The organism is Sedimenticola sp., assembly GCF_050289425.1.
In the GTDB taxonomy this organism is placed as follows: Bacteria; Pseudomonadota; Gammaproteobacteria; order Chromatiales; family Chromatiaceae; genus Sedimenticola.
In genome coordinates this window covers 27,155-48,512 of the sequence record NZ_JBNKFS010000005.1, presented here as the reverse complement: position 1 = coordinate 48,512, position 21,358 = coordinate 27,155, and the positions used below count along the sequence as shown (strand labels likewise).

Here is a 21,358-nt window from a genome sequence, read left to right as displayed (position 1 = left end):
CGCAGGGCCGACCTCCAGAACAACAACCTCCACCAAACAGTGACAAGAAACGGGACAGAACATGGAAATCGAACTGATAGAGATACGGGACTTCCTCTCCGCCCACCACCCCTTCGACCAATTGCCGGAGCAAGCCCTCGACCAGATGCCGGAGAAGTTGCAGATCCGTTATTTCCGACGCGATGCCACCATTCCCGACTCCGGTAGTATCGATGACTACCTCTATCTGGTGCGTAGCGGCGCGGTAGAGATCCACGGCACCCAGGATGAGCTATTGGCACGGCTCGGGGAAGGCGACCTATTTGGCTACCGCGCCTCACATATGGAGGGCCACGAAGAGTTCCAGGGAACGGCCATGGAAGATAGTCTGGTCTACCTGCTGCCGGCCGCGGACGTGGATAATTTCTGCCGGGAACATCCGCAGTTCTCCTACTTCTTTGAACCCGCCGGGGGCGACCGCCTGCGGGATGCCATCAGCAGTACCGGCGAAGATGGCAGCTCCCAACTCGGCTTAATGACCACCCAGATCGGCGACATGATCAGCCGTGCACCGATCAGTATGCCGCCGACGGCAAGCATACGGGAAACCGCCAGCGTGATGTCGGATGAGCGTGTCTCCTCCATTCTCATCACCGAAAACGGCGTTCTGAAAGGCATTGTCACCGATCGCGATCTGCGCCGCCGGGTCGTGGCTAAGGGCCTGGACACCGACCTGCCGATCAGCCACATCATGACCGAGGAGCCACAAACCCTGGAGGCCAGCGATTACGCCTTTGACGCGATGCTGCACATGGCCCGGGCCAATATCCATCACCTCCCGATCCTGCGCCAGGGGGAAGTGGCCGGCATGCTGACCGCCACCGATTTTGCCCAACGCCACACCACATCGGCGGTCTATCTGGTCAGCTCAGTCTACAAACAGAATGAGGTGCAGGGTTTGGCCGGCATCAGCGCCAAACTCCCCCAACTGTTACTCAATCTGTCCGCCGCCGATGCCACAGCCAACAGCATCGGACATGTGATCACAGCGGTCGTCGATTCCATCACCGTGCGCTTGCTGCAACTGGCGGAAGCGCGCCTCGGTCCACCACCGGTGCCCTATGCCTGGGTGGCAGCCGGCTCCCAGGCACGCAGCGAACAGACCGCGAAATCGGACCAGGACAACTGTCTGCTGCTGGATGACAGTTATGATCCGAAAACACACGGCGACTATTTCAAGAACCTCGCCCAGTTTGTTTGTGACGGTCTCAATGCCTGCGGCTATGTCTACTGCCCCGGTGAGATGATGGCAGTCACCGACAAGTGGTGCCAACCGCTGGCGGCCTGGAAGCGCTACTTTAACCACTGGGTCAACCAACCCGAACCCAAGGCGCTGATGCTGACCTGCGTCTTCTTCGACCTGCGCTGTATTCACGGCGAGAAGAACCTGTTCCGCGAGCTGCGCCAGTACCTGCTGGATAAAACCCGCGGCAACCAGATATTTCTCGCCTACATGGCCGGCAACGCCTTGAGCTTCAAACCGCCGCTCGGCTTCTTCCGCAATTTCGTCTTGATCAGCGGTGGCGAGCACGATCACACCTTTGACCTGAAACACACCGGTATCGTACCTATCGTCGATCTGGCCCGGGTCTATGCCCTGGCCGCCGGCAGCCATGCCATCAACACGCAGGACCGACTTAAGGAAGTGGCATCCGGCGGGGAAGTCTCCCATGGCGGGGCACACGATCTTCGCGATGCCCTGGAGTTTGTAGGTTCGTTGCGCATCCGCCATCAGGCACGGCAAATCAAGGCCGGAGAAGCCCCCAACAACTATATGTCTCCGGATGACCTGTCCCATTTCGAGCGTAGCCACTTAAAGGATGCCTTCTCCGTCGTTCGCACCATGCAAAATGTCCTCAGCCAGCGTTACCTGAGGTAGCCGGTGTCGATCTGGAAGTACCTCTTCAATCTGGAAGAGCGACGCAACTGGTGGACACGCAAAATGCCGGACGGTCCGCTACGCGATTACTATGACACGCCCTTTCCGGACCGGGACAACGATTGGCGCCAAGTGGATTATCTGGCAATTGATTTTGAAACCACCGGACTGGAGGCGAGCCAGGATCAGATCCTGAGCGTCGGCTTTACTACCGTCCGGGGCGATCGGCTGGTGTTAAACGATGCCACACACATATTGATTCGGCCGACCGTGAACATTCCGGAAGCGTCTGCGGTGGTACACGGGATCCTGGATGATGAGGCCGCTAGCGCACAACCGCTGGATACAGTACTGCCGATAATACTGCAAGCCCTGAAAGGCAAGGCATTGTTGGCCCACCACGCCGCCATTGAGTACGAATTCCTCAACCACGCCTGCCAAAACCTTTACGGTTACCCATTTCTCTGCCCGGTAGTGGATACCCTGGCACTGGAGGTAAGGCAATTCCGCTTGCGCGACCAGGCAATCCGCTCCGGCGATCTGCGCCTGGCCAAGGCGCGCACCCGCTACGGGCTGCCACGCTATCCGGCCCATAACGCACTGACCGATGCGCTGGCGGCCGGCGAGTTGTTCCTGGCCCAGGTCGCCTACCGCAGTAGCAAACGGTCGCTGCGGCTAAAGGACCTGATCGTGGTCAGTTAAACAACGCGGCATAGCCTATTTACGCTTTCTTCCCAGCGGTTTGCGCTCCTCTTCCAGTCCCAGCTCCAGAGCCAGCACATTGTCCACCATCCGATACCCCACCCGACGCGCCGCAAACAGCAGGAACAGCGTTTGGGTGCCATACAGAAACAGATAGATACCGACAATCTGGAACGGCACCCCGATATTGATTAGCCAGCCGATCAGGAAGAAGCCGAGGAAATAGATACTCAGCAGATAGATATCCCGCAACATGTCCCAATGCAGTTTCGTGTTCAAAACCACCGGTGTTTCACTGTGCCGCCGATAGGTATCCAGCCACACCTCCGTCTGTACCTTGCGACTGAAGCCGGAGTCCTTCACCATCGGGAATTTCGCCTGTAATTGAAGCGATTCGAATGGCTGTTTACGGGTGGTTAAAAAGGCGTCACTGGCCGGATGCGGATACTGATTCCGCGCGTACAGCAGACGATTTTTCCACAACTCCGGCAGACGCTGAACCAGGATCGCACCCACCACCGCCAGCAGCGCACTGATCGCGGCCACATACACGATCTGCGGACTCAATTTGTCCCATGAGGCTAGGCTGTACAGAAAGGGATCGAGGCCATAGGGAAGTTGCAACATGAATAGATAAAGCATGATGCCGTTAAGCGCGGCAAAAATAACGATTAAGGCGATATGAAAGAAGGCGAGAAATTTCATTTAATATTTGTAGTCCGGATGGTGGCATCGATCTGGAACCCGCTATATCCATAGCAACCGCGCCGGCTCATCCATCTGGCCATGCCAGACAAACCAGCAGGCCCGACCATTCAGCAGCACCCGATTTCCACTCACCATCGGCCGCTTATGAAACCGCGCGATCTATCCGGGATAGACCGACTAAACGGTCTATTTCACGTGATTTAACGGCAAATGGCAACTCCCTGTGCCACCCCGCCTACATTAGCACCCACTGTTTTATTGATTATCATTCACAAGCCGCTTTTTTTCGGTAGTATGGTATCAGCCCTGAAGGCGGAATCCGCGTCAAACAACAATCAACGGAACCCCACCTATCATTGACGCGACTTAACTCTGCTGCAACAGAAGCGGTGTATAGCTCCTTAGCAAGTGCTTCCGATGACAGCACCGACCACAGGGAACGCGATGTCTCAGACGTACCGACATCTGACAATCCAAAAGTATCAGAAGGAGTAGATCATGGGGCGAGTAGCACTAGTAACGGGCGGCACACGGGGCATTGGCGAGGCAATCTGTGTCGCACTCAAGGATAGCGGCTATGAGGTTGTAGCCAACTACGGCGGCAATGATCAGGCGGCAAACGAATTTACCGACCGCACCGGCATCAAGGCGGTCAAATTTGATGTCAGTGATTATGGCCAGGTTGCCGCGGGCATACAGTCCATCGAATCATCCATGGGGCCGATCGAGGTTTTGATCAACAATGCGGGCATTACCCGCGATGGCACCATGCACCGCATGACTTTCGATCAGTGGGACAAGGTCATTCAGACCAACCTTGCCTCCTGTTTCAATACCTGCCGATGTGTCATTGAAGGAATGCGCGAACGCAATTTCGGACGCATCGTCAATATCGGTTCGGTAAACGGCCAGGCCGGTCAATACGGACAGGTCAACTATGCAGCCGCCAAATCGGGCATCCACGGATTCACCAAGGCACTGGCCCTGGAAGGGGCGACCAAGGGTATTACCGTGAATGCCATTGCGCCGGGCTACGTCGAGACCGATATGGTCCGCGCCGTGCCGGCCGAGGTGCTGCAAAAGATTATCCGTACCATTCCGGTCGGCCGCCTAGGCCAACCCGAGGACATCTCCCGTGCAGTGCTGTTCCTGGTGTCGGATGAGGCCGGCTTCGTCACCGGCTCTACCCTCTCCATCAACGGCGGACAACATATGTATTAACGACCCGGCCACGGCCGGCTTTCGGCCGTGGCCTGTTATCCATCTCGCCTCAGTGCATGTGATCAAACACTTCATGTACCGCCCTTTCCAGCAGCGGTGAGGGTGTAACGGTAATCTTTCGCCCACCGATCCTGGCGCTGTAACGGCGCACCCCCTCGGCATGTTCATAGGCATCCTGTAGTTCATGAATAAACGCTTTCCGCTGTTCATTCGACAGATGCCACTCCTCCACCAGCTTCTGGAAGCTGGTCACTTCACCGTCGTGTATCCAGGCGATACCAAACTGTTGAGGCGGTTTGCCAATAAACACGAACGCCTCGTGGTCCGAGGGAATCACCTCCAGCGGCCCCCGCACTTGGCGCGCCAGGCCCTTCAGTTCATCGCTGATATCATCCAGATAGTGCTGCGCATCACTACCCGCCTCCAGGGGGGGATAGGCGTGCTTGCTTCCAAACCACTTATCTAACATACCCATAGTCTTCACTCCCGAGAGAAGCCGGTACCTGAACCCGATCTCCCCTCCAGTCATTCAGCCGGCACAGGTTAGAAAAGCATAGCCCAATCGATGAATTTTTCACTTTTGCAGCAATAAATTAGCCGCCATCAAGCTTTTCTCGGATAAAAAATCACATTAGTACAATCATCCAATTATTTTTTAACTTTTTTCTATCGTGCACCGCACAAAATGGCTGTTTTCTGGTATGATCCACGCACACCGCGGGTGTCCAATAGGCAGTAAACGTTCCATACATCTGAAAATCAGCAAGCTAGAACGGGGTTGAGATATGAGCTTGAGCGCAAGTGAGCAGTACCTGAACGAGTGGAAGGATCGCCAAAACCTAGCCGAAAAGATGATTCCACTGGTAGGACAGCTATATCGTGACAGAGGGCTGGTGATCCTGATGTACGGCCGGCGCCTGATGAACGCCACCACTATCGATATTCTCAAAGCTCACCGTTACGCCCGCCAGATGGTCGGTATCGAACTGGATATCGCCACCTCTTTTGCCATGCTGGAAGCGATCGCCGGTATGGACCTCGCCCCGGCTCGGCTGGACCTGGGAAAACTCTGCAACGCCTATATGGAGGTCGCAGACCAACTCAGCATGCAGGCATTCCTGGATCAGCAGTTGGCTGAAATCAATACCGGCAAAAAAAGCCCGCTGCCGGGACCACAGGATGTGGTGCTTTACGGCTTCGGCCGTATCGGTCGCCTGCTTGCCCGCTTGCTGATCGAGCGTACCGGTGCCGGCAACAAAATGCGCCTGCGGGCTATCGTGGTTCGCGGTGGCCGCGAGGGTGACCTGAAAAAACGCGCCAGCCTGCTACGTAGGGATTCTGTCCACGGCCCGTTTAATGGATCCATCGTCATCGATGAAGCAAACAATGCCATCATCGCCAACGGCAACTACATCCAGGTGATCTACGCCGACTCCCCAGACTCCATCGATTACACCCAGTATGGCATCAACAATGCCCTGATTGTGGATAACACAGGCATCTGGAAGGACGAAGCAGGCCTTGGGCTGCACCTGAAATCCAAGGGCACGGCCAAAGTGCTGCTCACCGCCCCGGCCAAGGGTGATATCAAAAATATCGTTTACGGCGTGAACCACAACGAGATCAGCGCGGACGACAAGATCCTCTGCGCCGCCTCCTGCACCACTAACGCCATCGTGCCGGTACTCAAGGTGCTGAATGACACCCTGGGGATCAATAACGGTCACCTCGAGACCATCCACGCCTACACCAACGACCAAAACCTGATCGACAACTACCACAAGGCGGAGCGCCGCGGGCGCAGCGCGCCGCTCAATATGGTCATCACCTCAACCGGCGCCGCCAAGGCTGTGGCCAAGGCCCTGCCGGAACTATCCGGAAAGCTGACCGGCAATGCAATTCGCGTCCCCACGCCCAATGTCTCCATGGCATTGATGAATCTGAACCTGGGGCGGAACACCAGCGTGGAAGAGCTGAACGGACTGTTGCGGGAGGCGTCGCTGAATTCGGCACTGCGTGAACAGATCGGCTTCACCACCTCCACCGAACTGGTCTCCAGCGACCTGGTCGGCTCCACCCAGGCCGGCATCGTCGACTCGGCCGCCACCATCGTTGAAGACAACCGCGCCGTACTCTATGTCTGGTATGACAACGAAGCCGGCTACAGCAATCAGGTGATTCGCGTCATGCAGAATATGACCGGACTCAAACTGATCAATTTACCCGCCTGATCCCCCGCTTCAGGCCCCCCCCGAGCCGGCCCTTGTGGCCGGCTTTTTTTGTCCAGGGATGGACTTATGCCGCGGAGCACAGGGATGGATGTAGGGGCAACCCCCCGTGGTTGCCCGGACAATGGCGATACGGTTGAAAAAGGACTGGCACAGGGGCCCACCCCTACAGGACCCGGGGGGGTGGTTTTCAGGTTCGGTGTAGGGGCAACCCCGTGGTTGCCCGGCAGGTGGTGATACGGTTGAAAAAGGGCAGACACAGGGGCCGGCCCCTACAGTCAATCACTGTGGCGCCGTATCGTCATCAATGCTTATGCCGGCACTCCGACTCGGGCGATCCCGGTACCGGATCGTAGCCCCCCTCATGAAACGGATGACAACGCAGGATGCGCCGCGTACCCATCCATAAGCCACGTAGCACGCCGTGGATCTCCACCGCTTCACGGGTATAGGCGGAACAGCTTGGAAAATAGCGGCAGTTGTTTCCGAGTAGCGGACTGATCAGGTAACTGTATCCCTGAAGCAGTTTCAGAACCAAGCGCTTCATACTACCCCCTGCTTGCTACAACGCAGGCAACGTCCGGTCACTTCAATCACCCGGGAGTCAGCCTTGAAACCACACTCCCGAATGGCGCTACCCAAGGTACGGTCCACCGTCTGGCTCTCCAACTCCCGCACTTCTCCGCAGTCACGACAGATCAGGAATTGGCTGGCGTGGGGATGATCCGGATGGATACAACCGACATAGGCGTTAAGGGACTCGATACGATGCACCAACCCCTGTTGCAGCAAAAATTCCAACGCACGGTACACCGTCGGCGGTTTGGCGGCCGGTACGTCGCGCTTCAACAGGTCGAGAATATCGTAGGCACCCATCGGTTTGTGGCTGGCGCAGAGGATCTCCAGCACCTGACGCCGTTGCGAGGTCAAGCGCACACCCCGCCCCTCACACAACCGCTCTGCCTTGTGCAGTACCTGTTGACAGCTGTCCTGGCAATAATCCGACTTCATGACACCGCCTGTTGCAGTTGTCTGCGTAATGCCCGGCGCTTTCGGGCGGTGGTAAACAGCAGCGAAACCAGATAGCTGATCCCGGCCACCAGGATAATCGTCGCACCGGCCGGCAGGTCCGGCGTATAAGAAAGCACCAGCCCCGACACCGTAAACAGGGCACCCAGCAACGTCGCCAACAGCATCATCTTACCCAGGCTATGCACATAATGGGCCGCTATTGCCGCCGGCAGCGTCAACAGCGCAATCACCAGGATCAGCCCCACCACCTGAATCAGCAGCACCACTGTCACTGCCACCATGCAGAGCAGCAGCAGGTAGAAAAAGGTGACCGGCACGCCACGCAGCCGGGCAAACTCTTCATCGAAGGAGACCGCGAGAAATTGTTGGTAACAGAACGAAATGGTCAACAGAATAACCAGGTCGATGCCCGCCATCATCCAGATATCGACTGAGTCCACCATCAGGATATTACCAAAAAGATAGCTCATCAGGCTGACGCTGTAACCGGGCGTCTTGGAGATAAACAGGATACCGATCGCCATGCCGACCGCCCACAGGGCGCCGATCAGGGTATCTTCCTGCTCGCGCCAGGTGAGTCGTACCCAGCCGAGCAGCAACGCCGCCCCAACCGCCGCCAGCAATGCCCCGCCGAGCGGGCTCATACCGAAAAAGAAGGCAACCCCCATCCCGCCCAGAACGCTGTGGGAGATCCCCCCTGCCAGAAAGCCGATCCGCTTGACCACCACGTAGCTGCCGATGATACCGCAGCCGATACTCGCCAGCAGACCGCCAATCAGAGCCTGTTGCAGAAACGGGTGTTGCCAGAGAGCGCTGAAAAATTCCATCATGATCTGCCTGCCGTCTCCATCAATGCCGATGCTCCACCCTCTTCACGTCGGCGTCGTACAAGGTACGAATGGTATCGCCGTCGATAGCCGCCGTGGGATGACAAATCAGGGTGCGATTGAGACAGGCGACCCGATTCACGTAACCGGAGATAAAGCCGACATCGTGGGAAACCACGATGATAGTCATACGCCGGTTGAATCGTTTCAACAGATCGAAAATCTCCGTCTCAATTCGCATATCGATATTGGCAGTCGGCTCATCCAGCATCAAAATCTGCGGTTCACAGGCCAGTGCCCGAGCCATCAATACCCGCTGTAGCTGACCGCCCGATAACGTGCAAAGCTGGCGGGCGGCGAGGTCCAATACCTCCGTTTCGCGCATCGCCTGCCGGGCCACTTCCCGGTCGCGACGCCGGTAATGGCCAAAAATACCGGACTTACCCAGCCGCCCCATCATCACCGTCTGTTCAACGGTAATGGGGAAGTCCCGGCTGAACTGGGGATACTGGGGCACATAACCGATCTGGGTACGGCTGCGCTGGGGGCGTTCGCCCAACACCCGCACCTTGCCCCTGAGCGGATCCAGCAGCCCCAACATCAGTTTCAGCAGCGTGCTTTTGCCGCCCGCGTTGGGCCCGACAATGCCGAGAAACTCCCGTTCCACTACCTTTAGGTTGACACGGTCCAGCACACAAGGCCCGCCGTAGGAGAATGAAAGATTCTCTAGCGATACTACCGGCGCGCCACTCATGGGTAAGCTCCACCGATTGCCCGGGCAATCGTACGCATGTTTTCGATATAGGACTCAGCCAGCGGATCCAGTGCCACCAGTCGTCCGCCGATGGCATCGGCCAACGCAGCGGCCTGGCGCTGACCAAACTGCTGCTGAATGAAGATCACCTTAATCTGCTGCGCACGCGCCTGATCGATCAGCCGCATCAGGTTGCGCGCCCCCGGCTCTTTTCCTTCGCTCTCAATCGCCAACTGCCGCAAACCAAACGCATCGGCAAAATAGCCCCAGGAGGGGTGAAATACCATAAACGGACGCCCATGCAGAGGCCGCAACAGTTCCCGGATCTCCTGTTCGAGGGCGACCAGTTCCTGATAGAAACGGGCATGATTCTCCCGGTAATCCGCGGCATGGGCAGGATCCAGGGCAATCAAGCGATCCCGAAGATAGCCAATCATGACCCGCACGTTGGCCGGATCCAGCCAGATATGGGGATCAACCCCTTCGTGTCGATGCCCCGACTCATGCGGGTGTCCGCCCGCCGGCTCCATTTCACGCAGGCGCACGCCCTGCCGGGCGTCCAACAAGGCGATACCCGGGTGGGTCCGCTGAAGGGTATCGATCCAGGCATCCTCGAACGGTACGCCGATGCGATAAAACAGCGCCGACTGGGAGAGTACCGCCATCTGTCTGGGCAAGGGCTCAAAGGTCTCCGGGCTCTGGCCCGGCTCGACCAGCACCGCCACATGCACATGCTCGCCACCCAGCCGTTCAACAAAAAACTTCTGCGGCAGAATGCTGACGTAGATCGACAATGGCTCGGCGGAGACCGTTGCCGTAAAGAGCAACCACAGCAACACCCCTCTTAAGATAAAACGCATGGGCTAAGTTTCGACGGTTAAGAGTAAATTGTTATGTTATCACATAACAAAACCGATCGGGACACTTACGGCGCAATATCCGCTACTATGCCCGCGACAAACCGTTGAGCAGAGGCAACCGATTGACCATGAATCCCGGCTATTTGATTTTTCATCCCACCCTCGATATGCCACTACCGGCGCTACCCGCCCTACTGGCGCGGCTGGCGCAAACCGGACTCACGGGCGTACCACTGAAGGATGCACCGAACCACTTCCTGGCCGGCGAACATCTTCTGCAGCGCCTCACCTTTCTCGGCTGCTCGCCCAACCTGCCGCTGGTATCCGACGACACGGCGGATGATGCCGTCTGCACGGTACAGTTACTGGGACCCTACCCGACACCACGATTGATCGGCGGCAGCAACAGCCGCCCGCCCCGCTGCCATCATTGCCGGCATCCGTACGACAACTGGCGAGATCACTTATCCGATATCGAACAGGAGGTGTGCTGTCCGCGGTGCGGCCACCGATGTGCCTGGCATGAGCTGAACTGGCGACAGATGGCGGGAGCGGGGCGGCTATTTATCACCATCTCCCAGGTGTTTCCGGGAGAAGCGGTACCGACCGCCGGTTTGATGGAGACCCTGCAACAGACGGGGGAACCGTGGGATTACTTTTACGCCCAGCCGCCATTGAGGGGGATTGAAGAGGCCGTCACCGACGGTGACAAAGAGGGGGGGGTCAGTGGGCAATAATGCGGTCTTTGCCCGCCCGTTTGGCTTCATACAGCGCCCGATCTGCCCGGGCAAAGACATCTTCCGGCGTATCGCCTTGGGTAAACTCACTCAGTCCGCAGGAGATAGTAACCTCGACCCGAGTACCCACCGAATGGATACCGCTCTCTTTCACCTCCCGGCGGGCGGTCTCGGCCACGTTCTTGGCATCTTCAGCGTTGGTGCCGGTAAGCAGCATGACGAACTCTTCACCGCCGAAGCGGGCGACAAAATCGGTTTCGCGCAGACCCAGCAGCAGACTCTGCCCGATAATGCGTAACGCCTTATCGCCGGCATGATGACCATAACGGTCATTGATACGCTTAAAGTCATCAATATCCCAAACCAGCAACGTCAGCGGTTCGCCAAAGCGTTTCCAGCGAGCGAACTCCTGATCCAGCCGGTCTTCATAGGCGAGTCGGTTGGGTAAGCCGGTCACCGTATCGGTAGCAGCCTGGCGGTGCGCCTCAATCATCTTGGCGCGCAGTTCGCGACTCTCACCCTGCACCTCTTCCAGGCGCTTGCGTAACTGGTCTTCTAATTGAGCCGCTTCTTTATGGCGCTCTCCTTCATTGACGACGAAGCGGCCCATGTGTGTCTCGATGGCATCCAGACGGTGCGCAATCTCCTTGCGCAGTTGCTGGAGGCTGGTGGCATCATCCATATTGGAGCGGATTCCGCCGACCTGCTGGCGCATCGCCATACCGAGCGCCCTTCCCTCGACCATCGATTTTTGCCGCAGCTCCTTGCTGCTGCTGACATGCTGATCGATCTCCACCAGACGCTGGGTCAACTCCTTAAGAAAGCCGCGGGTATCCTGGATCTCCGTATGCACTTCACCGACCGAGCGGGAAAGCAGTGACAGCAGCGACGACATCACTTCAACCCAAACGGCCCCATCGCTCTGCGCGGCCAGTTCCATCTCCAGGCGACGGATATCAAGACTCAGCTGGGCCGGCCAATCCAGCTTTTCGAGCAGTTTAAGCAGTTGTTGATTCGGGGATAGGCTTTCTGTCGGAGCCGGAGTCACGTCCGCGTCACCACCGGACAGGGGAAAGAAGCGCCGGAGAAAGCCGGGGCCGGATTGCTGGCTTTCCACATGGGTCAACAGGCGTAGAAAACGATCTATCTGCTGATCCGTGACGGCATCACCCTCCGCCACCATCTGTTCAGTCAACTTGCGCAGTTTTCCGGCATTGCGACCGGTCGCACCGGAGCGACTGATTAGGCGTGGGAGCAGATGGGTCTCATCTGCTTCAGCAGCCGCAGGCTCATCATTGGCACGGATCAGGGCTTCAGAAATGGCCGCCAGGCGATCTTTCAGGTCTTCCTGAACACCTTTGCGTACCGCATTGCGAAGCGCGGCAAGATGAGGATCGAGCGCCGGATCCAATCCATTGGTGGCCAGGGTCAGGCGAATAATTATGCGACAGAGCAGCTTTTCGGTCTCGGCGGCCGCGGCCTTTTCCGTCGACTGCTGTTGCGCCAAATCCAGATAGCGAACCTTCCAGTCCTGGGGGGTTACTGTTGTTTCTTGTTCGCTCATAGATCAGGCCGCCAGACGCATTCCTGAAGGAATAATAACATCAATACCAATGGGTAGGTGGTCGGAAAGCGGGTATTCCACCACTTTGGCATTCTCCACCTGAAGTGAATCGGAGACCAATATGTGATCGATCTTCCGTATCGGTCGCCAGCTGGGGAAAGTGTTCATCTCGCATGCCGGCTGGGTAAGGCGGCTGGTTCCGGTGAGCAGGCGCATCTCCGGTGAGTCGCAGCCAAAGTTGAGATCGCCCATCACCACCACATGGGGCAGGTCGGCGACCAACTCACGAATAAAGGCCACCTGACGCAAGCGCGCACGGCGCCCCAACGCCAGATGCATGATACAGACGGTAAGACCGGTATCACCACCAAAATTACAAACGATCACGCCTCTTCCCGGCAAGCCGGGCAATTTATATTCGGAGATTTTCGACGGGCGGATACGCGACAGCAGACCATTGCTATTCTGGGCCAACTTACCCAGACTGCGATTAACCTGTTTATACCAGAAGGGGAATGCCGCCTGGTTAGCCAGGTATTCGGTTTGATCGACAAAGCCGCTCCGCAGGCTCCCGGAATCCACCTCCTGCAGGCCAACAATGTCGTAGTGGCGGATAACCGTGGCAATGCGGTTAAGGTTGACCAACCGTTCCCGGTGCGGCAAAACCTGTTTCCAGCTCTGGGTCAAATACTGACGATAGCGCTGCGTGTCTATGCCAGCCTGTATGTTATAGCTGAGAAGCTTTAGACGCTGCAGATCACCACTGTTGCCCATTGGAACTCCCCGGTAAACCAATATCAGTTTACTGCGTTTTCTGTCGTTTTTCAGCGACCACCTTGTCAATAAGGTAGTCCACCGCCTGCATCTGCTGGTCGCCTTCCAAACCACTTGTGCGGAATTTCCCATCCACCACAAAGGTCGGGACGCCACGAACATCGAAACGGCTGGCCAATACCTCGGCACGGCGCGCCTGGGTCTGTACCGCAAAAGACTTCATGGCTTTTCGATACGCTTCCAGATCGACCCCTTTCTTCTCCAGAAAAGCCTCCATATCGGCAGCATTGGTCAAGCGGTTTTTCTTTACATGTATCTCATCAAACAGCGCTGCATTCAGCTCATCTTCAACACCCATCAAGGTCAAGGCATAGAAGGTCCTGGCATGTAACACCACATCCGCCCGCTTGAACATGGCCGGGATGCGAACAAACTCGACATTGTCCGGCTTCTTTTCCAGCCATTTTTTAAGGTGTGGCTCCAATTTGTAACAATGGGGGCAGGCATACCAGAAAAACTCCAACACCTGTACCTTATCCCCTTCTGCACCGGGCTGCTCAGGGATGATTGAGAAGTAATGCACCTCCTCTTCAAACGTGGTTTGAGCGGATACATCAAAAGCCAGGAACAGGCAGGCAAACAGGGACAGCAGCCAAACAAGCGTATGTTTCTTCATATTAGTACCTCTGAGGGGATAGAGCGGCCAATCAATTCAATTATTGAGCAATATTCCAACAAAAAACAGCAACAGGCTGTCTCTCTCCGACCGACCAACGGCGCCAGGGTTCAATAGCCTGGCAACGAGAGTGGCTGAGGGGAGGCAACAGGACTTAGCCACAGTCCACATCATCACGCAGGAAAGCTATCCCTTAAAGGAAAGATTAGTGTCGACCCCGGCACCCATGAGATGAAGATAGCCGGCACGAGCCAGGATAAATACCCGGCAGTCGGTCATCGATGCCACCCTGGGGATGGGGCAACCGCAGGGGGTTGCCCCGAAGTGGGAAGAGCCTGGATTAGCGGCGCTACGCCTTCAACAGATCAGTGCAGACCCTGCACATACTGTGCGACGGCGGCGATCTCCGCGTCGGTCATGCGGGCCACCACATTGCGCATCATCTTGGCATTGTCATTGGCGCGCGCGCCGGAACGGAAGTCTTTCAGCATTTTCTCCACATAGGCGGCATGTTGGCCGGCGATGCGTGGAAATTTAGCGGTCGGGTTACCGGCACCGGCGGGGCCGTGACAAGCCATGCAAGCCGCCACATCGGTCTCGGCATTGCCGCCCCGATAGATCTTTGACCCCAGTTCCACTTTATCCGCTGCGGTCGTGCCGGGGGCCTGGGTTTGGCTGCTGAAGTAAGCGGCCAGATCATCCATATCCTGCTCACTGAGGGGCATTGCCATCGGCGACATCAGGTCATTTTTGCGTACGCCCGCCTTAAAATTCTGTAGCTGCTTCTTGATATAGCTGGGGTGCTGTCCGGCCAGCTTCGGCCATACAGCATTGGCGCTGTTACCATCCGCGCCATGACAGGCGAGACAGGTGGTGGATTTGGTCTTACCGGCTGCCGGATCGCCGGCTGCCTGAGCAACGCCAACGGCCATAGCCAAAAGGACGGAAACTGATACTAGCCATTTATTCATGGTCAAACCTGCTGTGTCGACTGACTCACCTCAGTCGTTAGAAAACCCACCGGCCGGCAATATTCGATTACCCCCCGGAAATCAAACACCCCGGGTATCGATTGAAAATCGCCCGGGGACCGAAAAAAGCCGTGCATGTATACCAGATGCCGCCGCTCCCGGTCAAATTCACCCGGCTTATCCAGGCCCATAAAAAACCCTCTGCACAGATCCGTTCCGACGCCCACGTCCCGCTGATTTACACACTGAGGCCTGGCTTGATAATTATCATATGCAGCCGAATCATCACCTGATGAAATGCGTGACCCCGGCAGAATGCAGTATGATCAGCCCTGTCTTTTCACACGAGAGGTGGCAAAGCCACATGCCCAATCGGCCATCCCCGATCGAGACGATACTGGACCGCCTCGATACCTTCCTGGCAACCTTGCCGGCTGGTAGTGACGGACTCGCCAGTATCACCCTGGTGACCCCGGAGTTGCGGCTGCAGCGATTGCCGCCACTGGATGGCAGCTGGTTTTACTGGGGAGAGCCGAGCCGCCAGCGATATCTGCTCGGTATCGGCGAGGCGCTACGCCTCAGCACTTGCGGCAGTGAGCGGCTGGACCGGCTGTCCGATCAATTCGAACAGCAGCGCACCCGGTGGCTCCACCTGGACCCGGATGCGAGCGGGTTCCACGCCACCGCCTTCACCGGATTCGCCTTCGATCCCGATGATCCGATGCAACAAAGCTGGTCGGGGTTGCCGAATGCCGCCATCTTTTTTCCCGAACTGCTGCTACACCAGACGCCCGAGCGCTGTGCCGTCACCTTCAGTTTCAATCACCGCTCACGGCGACGCGTCCGTCTGCGCAGCCGACACCTGTTGCAAGAATTGACCGCCGCCCTGCTGCACGAACCGCCGCTCAATCCGGGACCGAACCGGATCTCCCGGACCGCCGCCATGCCCTCCTATGAAGAATGGATCCTTCAGGTCCGTGAAGCCACCCAGCAGATCCGCCAGGGGAGCCTGGATAAAGTGGTGCCGTTCCGACGTATCAGCGTGCGCGCCGACCATCCACTGAACCCATCCCGCCTGATGGCCTCGCTGGATGATCTCTATCCCAGCAGCCTGCTGTTCGCGATCCGGCTGGATGGCAGCACCTTCGCCGCGGCCACACCGGAACGGCTGATCACCCGCCAACACCACCGCATCAGCTGTGACGCCATCGGCGGCACCATTCACCGTTCGCCGGAACGGCAAGAGGACCGGCGGCTGGGCCGGCAACTCATGAATGACCCCAAGTCACGTCACGAACACGACCTGGTGGTACAGGGTATCCTGGCCAGCCTCGCGGCACACTGTGGCGACCTGACAGCCCCGGCCAAACCAACCCTGAAGCGGCTGCGTAAACTGCAGCACCTGTGGACCGGTATCAGCGGTGAACTGCAGGGCGACGCGACCCTGCTGAAGATTGCCGACGCCCTGCACCCCACCGCCGCCGTCAGCGGCTTCCCCAGCGCCAACGCCGGACGCTGGTTGAGTGATCATCAAAATGCGGCACGCGGCTGGTACACCGGCGCAGCCGGCTGGCTCGACCGGCAAGGCGACGGTGAGCTGGCGGTACTGCTGCGCTGCGCCCTGTTGAGTGGCGAGAACGCCGAACTGTTTGCCGGCGCCGGCGTGACCAGCGAATCCTGTCCGATCGCCGAGTTCCAGGAGACCGAGCTGAAATTCGGCACCATGCTGGAGGCGCTGGAGCATGCCTGAGCAGCCGTCGGGCGTGGGCAATCTGCTGTGGGCCTATGCCCTGATCGACGGACTGGCCAGTAGCGGCATTACCGACGCCGTCATCTCCCCCGGATCCCGCTCCACGCCACTGGTATTGGCCTGCGACGCCCATCCTGCCATCAACATCACCCTCCAGGTCGACGAACGATGCGCCGCCTTCTTTGCCCTCGGCCAGGCCCGGGCCAGCGGCCGCGCGACGCTCCTGATCGCCACCTCCGGCAGCGCCCCGGCCCACTGGTATCCGGCTGTGATTGAGGCCAGCCACAGCAACCTGCCACTGATCCTGCTCAGCGCCGACCGCCCGCCAGAACTGCACGGCTGGGGCGCCAACCAGACCACCGATCAACAACGGCTGTTCGGCAGTCACCTACGCACCTTTCACGATCCGGGACCGGCAGAACCCGATCCGGCATCCCGGCAACGGCTCTGGCAACTGGGTAACCAGGCCGCCCGCGAGGCGCTACAGCCTCACCCCGGACCGGTGCAGATCAACCTGCAGTTTCGCGAACCGCTGGTGCCCGCCCATCCACCCGAGCTGCCGCCACCCGCAGCGCTTTCGCCTCCCCCGGTATCCACTCCGGCGGTTGAAAACGAGGCATTACGTGCCACCTGCGCGCAGTTGTCGGGAAAGCCGGGAATCATACTCTGTGGCGCCACCGATCTGGGCGAACCCTTCGCCGCCGCCGTCACCAGTCTGGCGACACAATTACAGTGCCCGATACTGGCCGATCCGCTCAGCAACTTGCGCTTTGCCCCACCGGATAAGGCGTTGGTGATCAGCCGCTACGACGCCTTTCTCCACAGCGACCAAGCTGAACTGAAACCGCACTGGATCCTGCGCTTTGGCGCACTGCCGGTCGCCAAGACGTTGTTGCACTATATGGAGCAGAGCGCCGCCCCGGTCATCCTGTGCGACCCCTACCGGCAGTGGCCGGTCGATCCACCCCACACCGAAATACGCCTGAGCGCAGACCCAACCCGGCTCTGTGTCGCCATCGCGGCACTGGCCCCCGCACCAGCCCCGGCCGACTGGCTCGAGCGTTTTCAGACACGGGAGCAGATCAGTCAGCAGGCGATGTCACCGACCACCCTGGATGACCAACCGTTTGAGGGGTGCCTGATCCAAAGCCTGCTGACGGCCCTGCCGGAAAACAGCCTGTTGTTCAGCGGCAACTCCATGCCGATCCGCCAGCTCGACAGCTGGAGCGGGCGACTGGAAAAGCGGTTGCATCTGCATGCCAACCGAGGCGTCAGCGGCATCGACGGCAACCTCTCCACCTTCATCGGCATGGCCAACCAGGGTTATCCGGCAGCCGTGGCGCTATTGGGGGACCTGGCCTTCTATCACGACATGAACGGATTGCTGGCCGCCGCCGGACGCGACCTGGTAATCGTGCTCCTCAATAACAACGGCGGCGGCATCTTCGGCTACCTGCCACAGGCCAGCCTGCCCGGCTACGACGCCTACTGGAACACCGCCACCCATCTGGATTTTCGACACAGTGCGACACTGTACGGCTTGGGCTACCAGCGGGTCACCCGGCAGTCCGCCTTCCCTGCCGCCCTGGACCAGGCACTGCAACTGGGCGGACCACAGCTGATCGAAGTGATCATCGACCGGGCATTCAGTATTGCGCACCACCGCCATTATCGCGCCCAGGTAGCCGCCGCCCTGGCAAGCGAGATGCGCTAGCACCGACCGGAGACACGCCACACCGGACATTTGGCCAGCGCGAGCCGTCTCCACACTGCGCCCCGGGCGCATTTTTTACCCCCCGCCGGGCCGCTTTTGTTTAAAATGCCCGCTTTATGTGACCAGACCACCGGAGTAGCTATGGGCAGCAGCATCGACTGGCAGGTTCCAGAGGGAATCCAATTCAGTGACATCCTCTATCACCAGGCCGAAGGGATCGCCAAGATCGCCATCAACCGGCCGCAGGTACACAATGCCTTCCGTCCGGAAACCGTGATGGAGCTGATCCAGGCGTTTCGCCATGCCCACCTCGACCCGCAAATCGGCGCCATCATCCTGACCGGCGCCGGGAACCGTGCCTTCTGTTCCGGCGGCGACCAATCGATCCGCGGTGACGGCGGCTACCGCGACAGCCAGGGAGTAGAGCATCTCAATGTACTGGAGCTGCAGCGCCAGATCCGCACCCTGCCCAAACCGGTCGTGGCCATGGTGGCCGGGTACGCCATCGGGGGCGGCCACGTGCTGCATCTGATCTGCGACCTGAGCATCGCCGCCGACAATGCCCGCTTCGGCCAGACCGGACCCCGGGTAGGCAGCTTCGATGGCGGTTTCGGCGCCGGCTTGCTGGCCCGCACGGTGGGGATAAAAAAGGCCAAGGAGATCTGGTTCCTGTGCCGCCAGTACGATGCCCAACAGGCGCTGGAGATGGGACTGGTCAACACCGTGGTACCGCTGGCCGAGCTGGAAAACGAAACCGTGCAGTGGTGCCGGGAGATGTTGCAACTCTCCCCCACCGCGTTGCGCATGCTCAAGGCTTCGTTCAATGCCGAAACCGATGGCTTGGCCGGTATCCAGGAGTTGGCCGGTAACGCCACCGGGCTGTTTTACCTGACCCCCGAAGCCCAGGAGGGGCGGGACGCCTTTGTGGAGAAGCGTCAGGTCGATTTCAACAAATTCCCGCGTCGTCCCTGAACCGGTCTATCGCCACATGCAGATACAACAATGGCTGCTGGCCATCCGCCCCAAAACCCTCGGCATATCGGTGGTACCGGTGCTGGTCGGCAGTGCCCTGGCCTGGGCCGAACTGCACCGGCTGCAGTGGCTGCCGGCCGTGACGGCACTGCTGGCGGCGATGCTGATCCAGATCGGCACCAACCTGTATAACGACGCCGCCGATTTCGAACGCGGGGCCGACACACCCGACCGGCTGGGTCCGGAACGGGCCACTGCCCAGGGCTGGTTCAGCGCCGTCCAGGTGAAACGGGCAGCCCTGATCAGTTTCAGCGCAGCCTTCATCATCGGTATCTACTTGGCTTGGGTCGGCGGCTGGCCGATCGTCGTGATCGGCCTGCTCTCCCTGCTGGCCGGCTACGCCTATACCGGTGGGCCCAGGCCCATCGCCTATAGCGCCAGCGGCGAACTGTTTGTCTTCATTTTTTTCGGTCTGTTGGCGGTGAGCGGCAGCTATTACCTGCAGGCCGACGCCGTTTCGCCTGAAACCCTGTTCTGTGCCGCCGCCATCGGCCTGCTCGCCGCCGCCGTGTTGTTGGTGAATAATTACCGCGACCTGGAGACCGATGAGCGCGCCGCCAAACTGACCCTGGTCCACTACCTGGGCCGGGAGCGGGCACGCCAGCTCTACGTCTTGCTGCTGATCCTACCCTTCGCCCTGCCGATCATCTTCAATCACCGTTTCGACGGGAGTTGGCTGGTGGTGCTGTGCCTGCCGTTTGCCCTCTGGCTGCTGCACCGGTTCTCCCGGGAACCGTTGGGCCGCGGCTTCAACGCCATCCTGGCCAACACCGCCAAACTGCAAATGCTGTACGGCGGGCTATTGAGCCTCGGATTGCTGCTCTGATGCCGATCACCGCCGTCGAGCTGATCCCCTATCGGCTCCCCTTTGCTTCGCCCTGGCAGAGCGCCGCCGGCCGCTGGCACGAACGCCAAGGCTGGTTGATCCGGCTAACCGACCGTGCCGGCCGTTGCGGTTACGGCGATGCCGCCCCCCTGCCGTCAGCCGGGACCGAAACCCTGGAGCAAACCCGGCGCTGGCTGGACCGACAGCACGCCCGACTCATCGGCGAAGCGGCCGATCAATCCTGGCGGAAACTGCCCGAGGCAACCGATTGTCCGGCCGCCCGCTGCGGCCTGGAGACAGCCCTGCTCGACCTGCAGGCAAAGCAACGCGGAGTAGCGCTGTACCAACTGCTGGGCGCCACGACGGTGCAGCCGGTGCCACTCAACGCCGCTATCGGCCGCCTGGACAGCCGCGTCACCCAGCGGGCTACGGCCGCCGTCAATGCAGGTTTTTCGATCCTGAAACTGAAGCTCGGCCTCGCCCCGCCGGAGACCGAACTGGCTCAACTCAGCGCACTCTGCCGGCAGTTGCCGGACGGGATTCGCCTGCGCCTGGACGCTAACCGGGCCTGGCCGGCCGGCACGGCCCGCGAACTGATCCGGCAACTTAACCGGCTGCCGATCGAATCCCTGGAGGAGCCGTTGCAACAGCCCGACCCGGACACCCTGTGCACACTGCAAGCCCTGGCCGATTTCGATCTGGCGCTGGATGAATCCCTGCCGCCGTACCTTGGCCAACCATCGCAATGGGCGATCCCGGTCAATCGGCTGATCATCAAACCGACCTGCCTGGGCGGTTTGACGCCCAGTCTCAAACTGATTCAGGCGGCTTACCGACAGGGCCTCAATTGCGTCATCACCAGCACCCTGGAGAGCAGCGCCGGCCTCTGGCCGCTGTGTGATCTGGCGGCCGCCGCCAACGCCTTGACTGCCCCCGCCATCCACGGCCTGGCCACCGCCGCCTGGTTTGCCCGGGATATCGGCCATCCGCCGCCGATCAGCGCCGGACATGCCGTACTTGGAACGGAACCGGGCACAGGTTTTATACTGGAATAGTGTCACCAC

General features: G+C 59.1%; 21 protein-coding genes. 10 read left to right on the top strand and 11 right to left on the bottom strand.

Going from position 1 to position 21,358, the window contains the following annotated elements; all coding sequences use genetic code 11:
• Positions 1-61 precede the first annotated feature (61 nt).
• Positions 62-1,918, top strand: a complete 1,857-nt coding sequence (locus ACQY5R_RS04670; RefSeq protein WP_428605135.1) for a putative nucleotidyltransferase substrate binding domain-containing protein — start codon at positions 62-64, stop codon at positions 1,916-1,918.
• Between the two features lie 3 nt (positions 1,919-1,921).
• A complete protein-coding gene (locus ACQY5R_RS04665) occupies positions 1,922-2,620 on the top strand; it encodes an exonuclease domain-containing protein (RefSeq protein WP_428605132.1) in 699 nt (232 codons plus the stop codon).
• Between the two features lie 15 nt (positions 2,621-2,635).
• Here the strand turns inward: ACQY5R_RS04665 and ACQY5R_RS04660 are convergent, their stop codons facing one another.
• On the bottom strand, positions 2,636-3,325 hold the full coding sequence (locus ACQY5R_RS04660; protein WP_428605129.1) for a hypothetical protein: 690 nt from the start codon (positions 3,323-3,325) through the stop codon (positions 2,636-2,638).
• A gap of 501 nt (positions 3,326-3,826) precedes the next feature.
• On the opposite strand from ACQY5R_RS04660, the gene phbB reads away from it, so the two are divergent.
• On the top strand, positions 3,827-4,549 hold the full coding sequence (phbB, locus tag ACQY5R_RS04655; RefSeq protein ID WP_428605126.1) for an acetoacetyl-CoA reductase: 723 nt from the start codon (positions 3,827-3,829) through the stop codon (positions 4,547-4,549).
• A 49-nt stretch (positions 4,550-4,598) separates the two neighbouring features.
• On the opposite strand, the gene ACQY5R_RS04650 is transcribed toward phbB, so the two are convergent.
• Positions 4,599-5,024 (bottom strand): hypothetical protein, encoded by a 426-nt coding sequence (locus ACQY5R_RS04650; RefSeq protein ID WP_428605123.1) that lies wholly within the window; start codon positions 5,022-5,024, stop codon positions 4,599-4,601.
• Between the two features lie 310 nt (positions 5,025-5,334).
• Between ACQY5R_RS04650 and ACQY5R_RS04645 the strand changes: the two genes are divergently transcribed.
• Positions 5,335-6,780: a glyceraldehyde-3-phosphate dehydrogenase gene (locus tag ACQY5R_RS04645; RefSeq protein ID WP_428605120.1), complete on the top strand. Its 1,446-nt coding sequence runs from the start codon at positions 5,335-5,337 to the stop codon at positions 6,778-6,780.
• A 301-nt stretch (positions 6,781-7,081) separates the two neighbouring features.
• Here ACQY5R_RS04645 and yidD read toward each other — a convergent pair whose 3' ends face one another.
• From yidD to ACQY5R_RS04620, 5 genes are read right to left on the bottom strand one after another with little or no spacing between them, the layout of a single operon-like run.
• Positions 7,082-7,324, bottom strand: a complete 243-nt coding sequence (gene yidD / locus ACQY5R_RS04640) for a membrane protein insertion efficiency factor YidD (protein WP_428605117.1) — start codon at positions 7,322-7,324, stop codon at positions 7,082-7,084.
• Positions 7,321-7,788, bottom strand: coding sequence for a transcriptional repressor (locus ACQY5R_RS04635; protein ID WP_428605114.1), 468 nt, complete (start codon positions 7,786-7,788; stop codon positions 7,321-7,323). The genes yidD and ACQY5R_RS04635 overlap by 4 nt, the downstream gene beginning before the upstream one ends.
• Complete coding sequence (locus tag ACQY5R_RS04630; protein ID WP_428605111.1) at positions 7,785-8,639, bottom strand: metal ABC transporter permease; 855 nt, start codon at positions 8,637-8,639, stop codon at positions 7,785-7,787. Before ACQY5R_RS04630 ends, ACQY5R_RS04635 begins: the two co-directional genes overlap by 4 nt.
• A 19-nt stretch (positions 8,640-8,658) precedes the next feature.
• A complete protein-coding gene (locus ACQY5R_RS04625) occupies positions 8,659-9,390 on the bottom strand; it encodes a metal ABC transporter ATP-binding protein (protein WP_428605108.1) in 732 nt (243 codons plus the stop codon).
• Positions 9,387-10,250 (bottom strand): metal ABC transporter solute-binding protein, Zn/Mn family, encoded by an 864-nt coding sequence (locus ACQY5R_RS04620; protein ID WP_428605105.1) that lies wholly within the window; start codon positions 10,248-10,250, stop codon positions 9,387-9,389. The genes ACQY5R_RS04625 and ACQY5R_RS04620 overlap by 4 nt, the downstream gene beginning before the upstream one ends.
• A 128-nt stretch (positions 10,251-10,378) precedes the next feature.
• Between ACQY5R_RS04620 and ACQY5R_RS04615 the strand changes: the two genes are divergently transcribed.
• Positions 10,379-10,987 (top strand): hypothetical protein, encoded by a 609-nt coding sequence (locus ACQY5R_RS04615; protein ID WP_428605102.1) that lies wholly within the window; start codon positions 10,379-10,381, stop codon positions 10,985-10,987.
• On the opposite strand, the gene ACQY5R_RS04610 is transcribed toward ACQY5R_RS04615, so the two are convergent.
• The 4 genes from ACQY5R_RS04610 to ACQY5R_RS04595 form a co-directional block, all read right to left on the bottom strand.
• Positions 10,974-12,551 (bottom strand): GGDEF domain-containing protein, encoded by a 1,578-nt coding sequence (locus tag ACQY5R_RS04610; protein ID WP_428605099.1) that lies wholly within the window; start codon positions 12,549-12,551, stop codon positions 10,974-10,976. The genes ACQY5R_RS04615 and ACQY5R_RS04610 overlap by 14 nt on opposite strands.
• A 3-nt stretch (positions 12,552-12,554) precedes the next feature.
• Positions 12,555-13,325, bottom strand: coding sequence for an endonuclease/exonuclease/phosphatase family protein (locus ACQY5R_RS04605; RefSeq protein ID WP_428605096.1), 771 nt, complete (start codon positions 13,323-13,325; stop codon positions 12,555-12,557).
• A gap of 28 nt (positions 13,326-13,353) precedes the next feature.
• Positions 13,354-14,001, bottom strand: a complete 648-nt coding sequence (locus tag ACQY5R_RS04600) for a thiol:disulfide interchange protein DsbA/DsbL (RefSeq protein ID WP_428605093.1) — start codon at positions 13,999-14,001, stop codon at positions 13,354-13,356.
• A 365-nt stretch (positions 14,002-14,366) separates the two neighbouring features.
• Positions 14,367-14,972, bottom strand: coding sequence for a c-type cytochrome (locus ACQY5R_RS04595; protein WP_428605090.1), 606 nt, complete (start codon positions 14,970-14,972; stop codon positions 14,367-14,369).
• A 364-nt stretch (positions 14,973-15,336) separates the two neighbouring features.
• On the opposite strand from ACQY5R_RS04595, the gene ACQY5R_RS04590 reads away from it, so the two are divergent.
• The 5 genes from ACQY5R_RS04590 (at position 15,337) to menC (ending at position 21,349) form a co-directional block, all read left to right on the top strand.
• Positions 15,337-16,722 (top strand): isochorismate synthase, encoded by a 1,386-nt coding sequence (locus tag ACQY5R_RS04590; RefSeq protein ID WP_428605087.1) that lies wholly within the window; start codon positions 15,337-15,339, stop codon positions 16,720-16,722.
• Positions 16,715-18,436: a 2-succinyl-5-enolpyruvyl-6-hydroxy-3-cyclohexene-1-carboxylic-acid synthase gene (gene menD, locus ACQY5R_RS04585; RefSeq protein ID WP_428605084.1), complete on the top strand. Its 1,722-nt coding sequence runs from the start codon at positions 16,715-16,717 to the stop codon at positions 18,434-18,436. The genes ACQY5R_RS04590 and menD overlap by 8 nt, the downstream gene beginning before the upstream one ends.
• A 141-nt stretch (positions 18,437-18,577) precedes the next feature.
• Positions 18,578-19,408: a 1,4-dihydroxy-2-naphthoyl-CoA synthase gene (gene menB, locus ACQY5R_RS04580; protein ID WP_428605082.1), complete on the top strand. Its 831-nt coding sequence runs from the start codon at positions 18,578-18,580 to the stop codon at positions 19,406-19,408.
• A 16-nt stretch (positions 19,409-19,424) separates the two neighbouring features.
• Entirely contained in the window at positions 19,425-20,294 is an 870-nt protein-coding gene (locus tag ACQY5R_RS04575) for a 1,4-dihydroxy-2-naphthoate polyprenyltransferase (RefSeq protein ID WP_428605079.1), read from the top strand.
• Positions 20,294-21,349, top strand: coding sequence for an o-succinylbenzoate synthase (gene menC / locus ACQY5R_RS04570; RefSeq protein WP_428605076.1), 1,056 nt, complete (start codon positions 20,294-20,296; stop codon positions 21,347-21,349). The genes ACQY5R_RS04575 and menC overlap by 1 nt, the downstream gene beginning before the upstream one ends.
• The last annotated feature ends 9 nt before the right edge of the window (positions 21,350-21,358 follow it).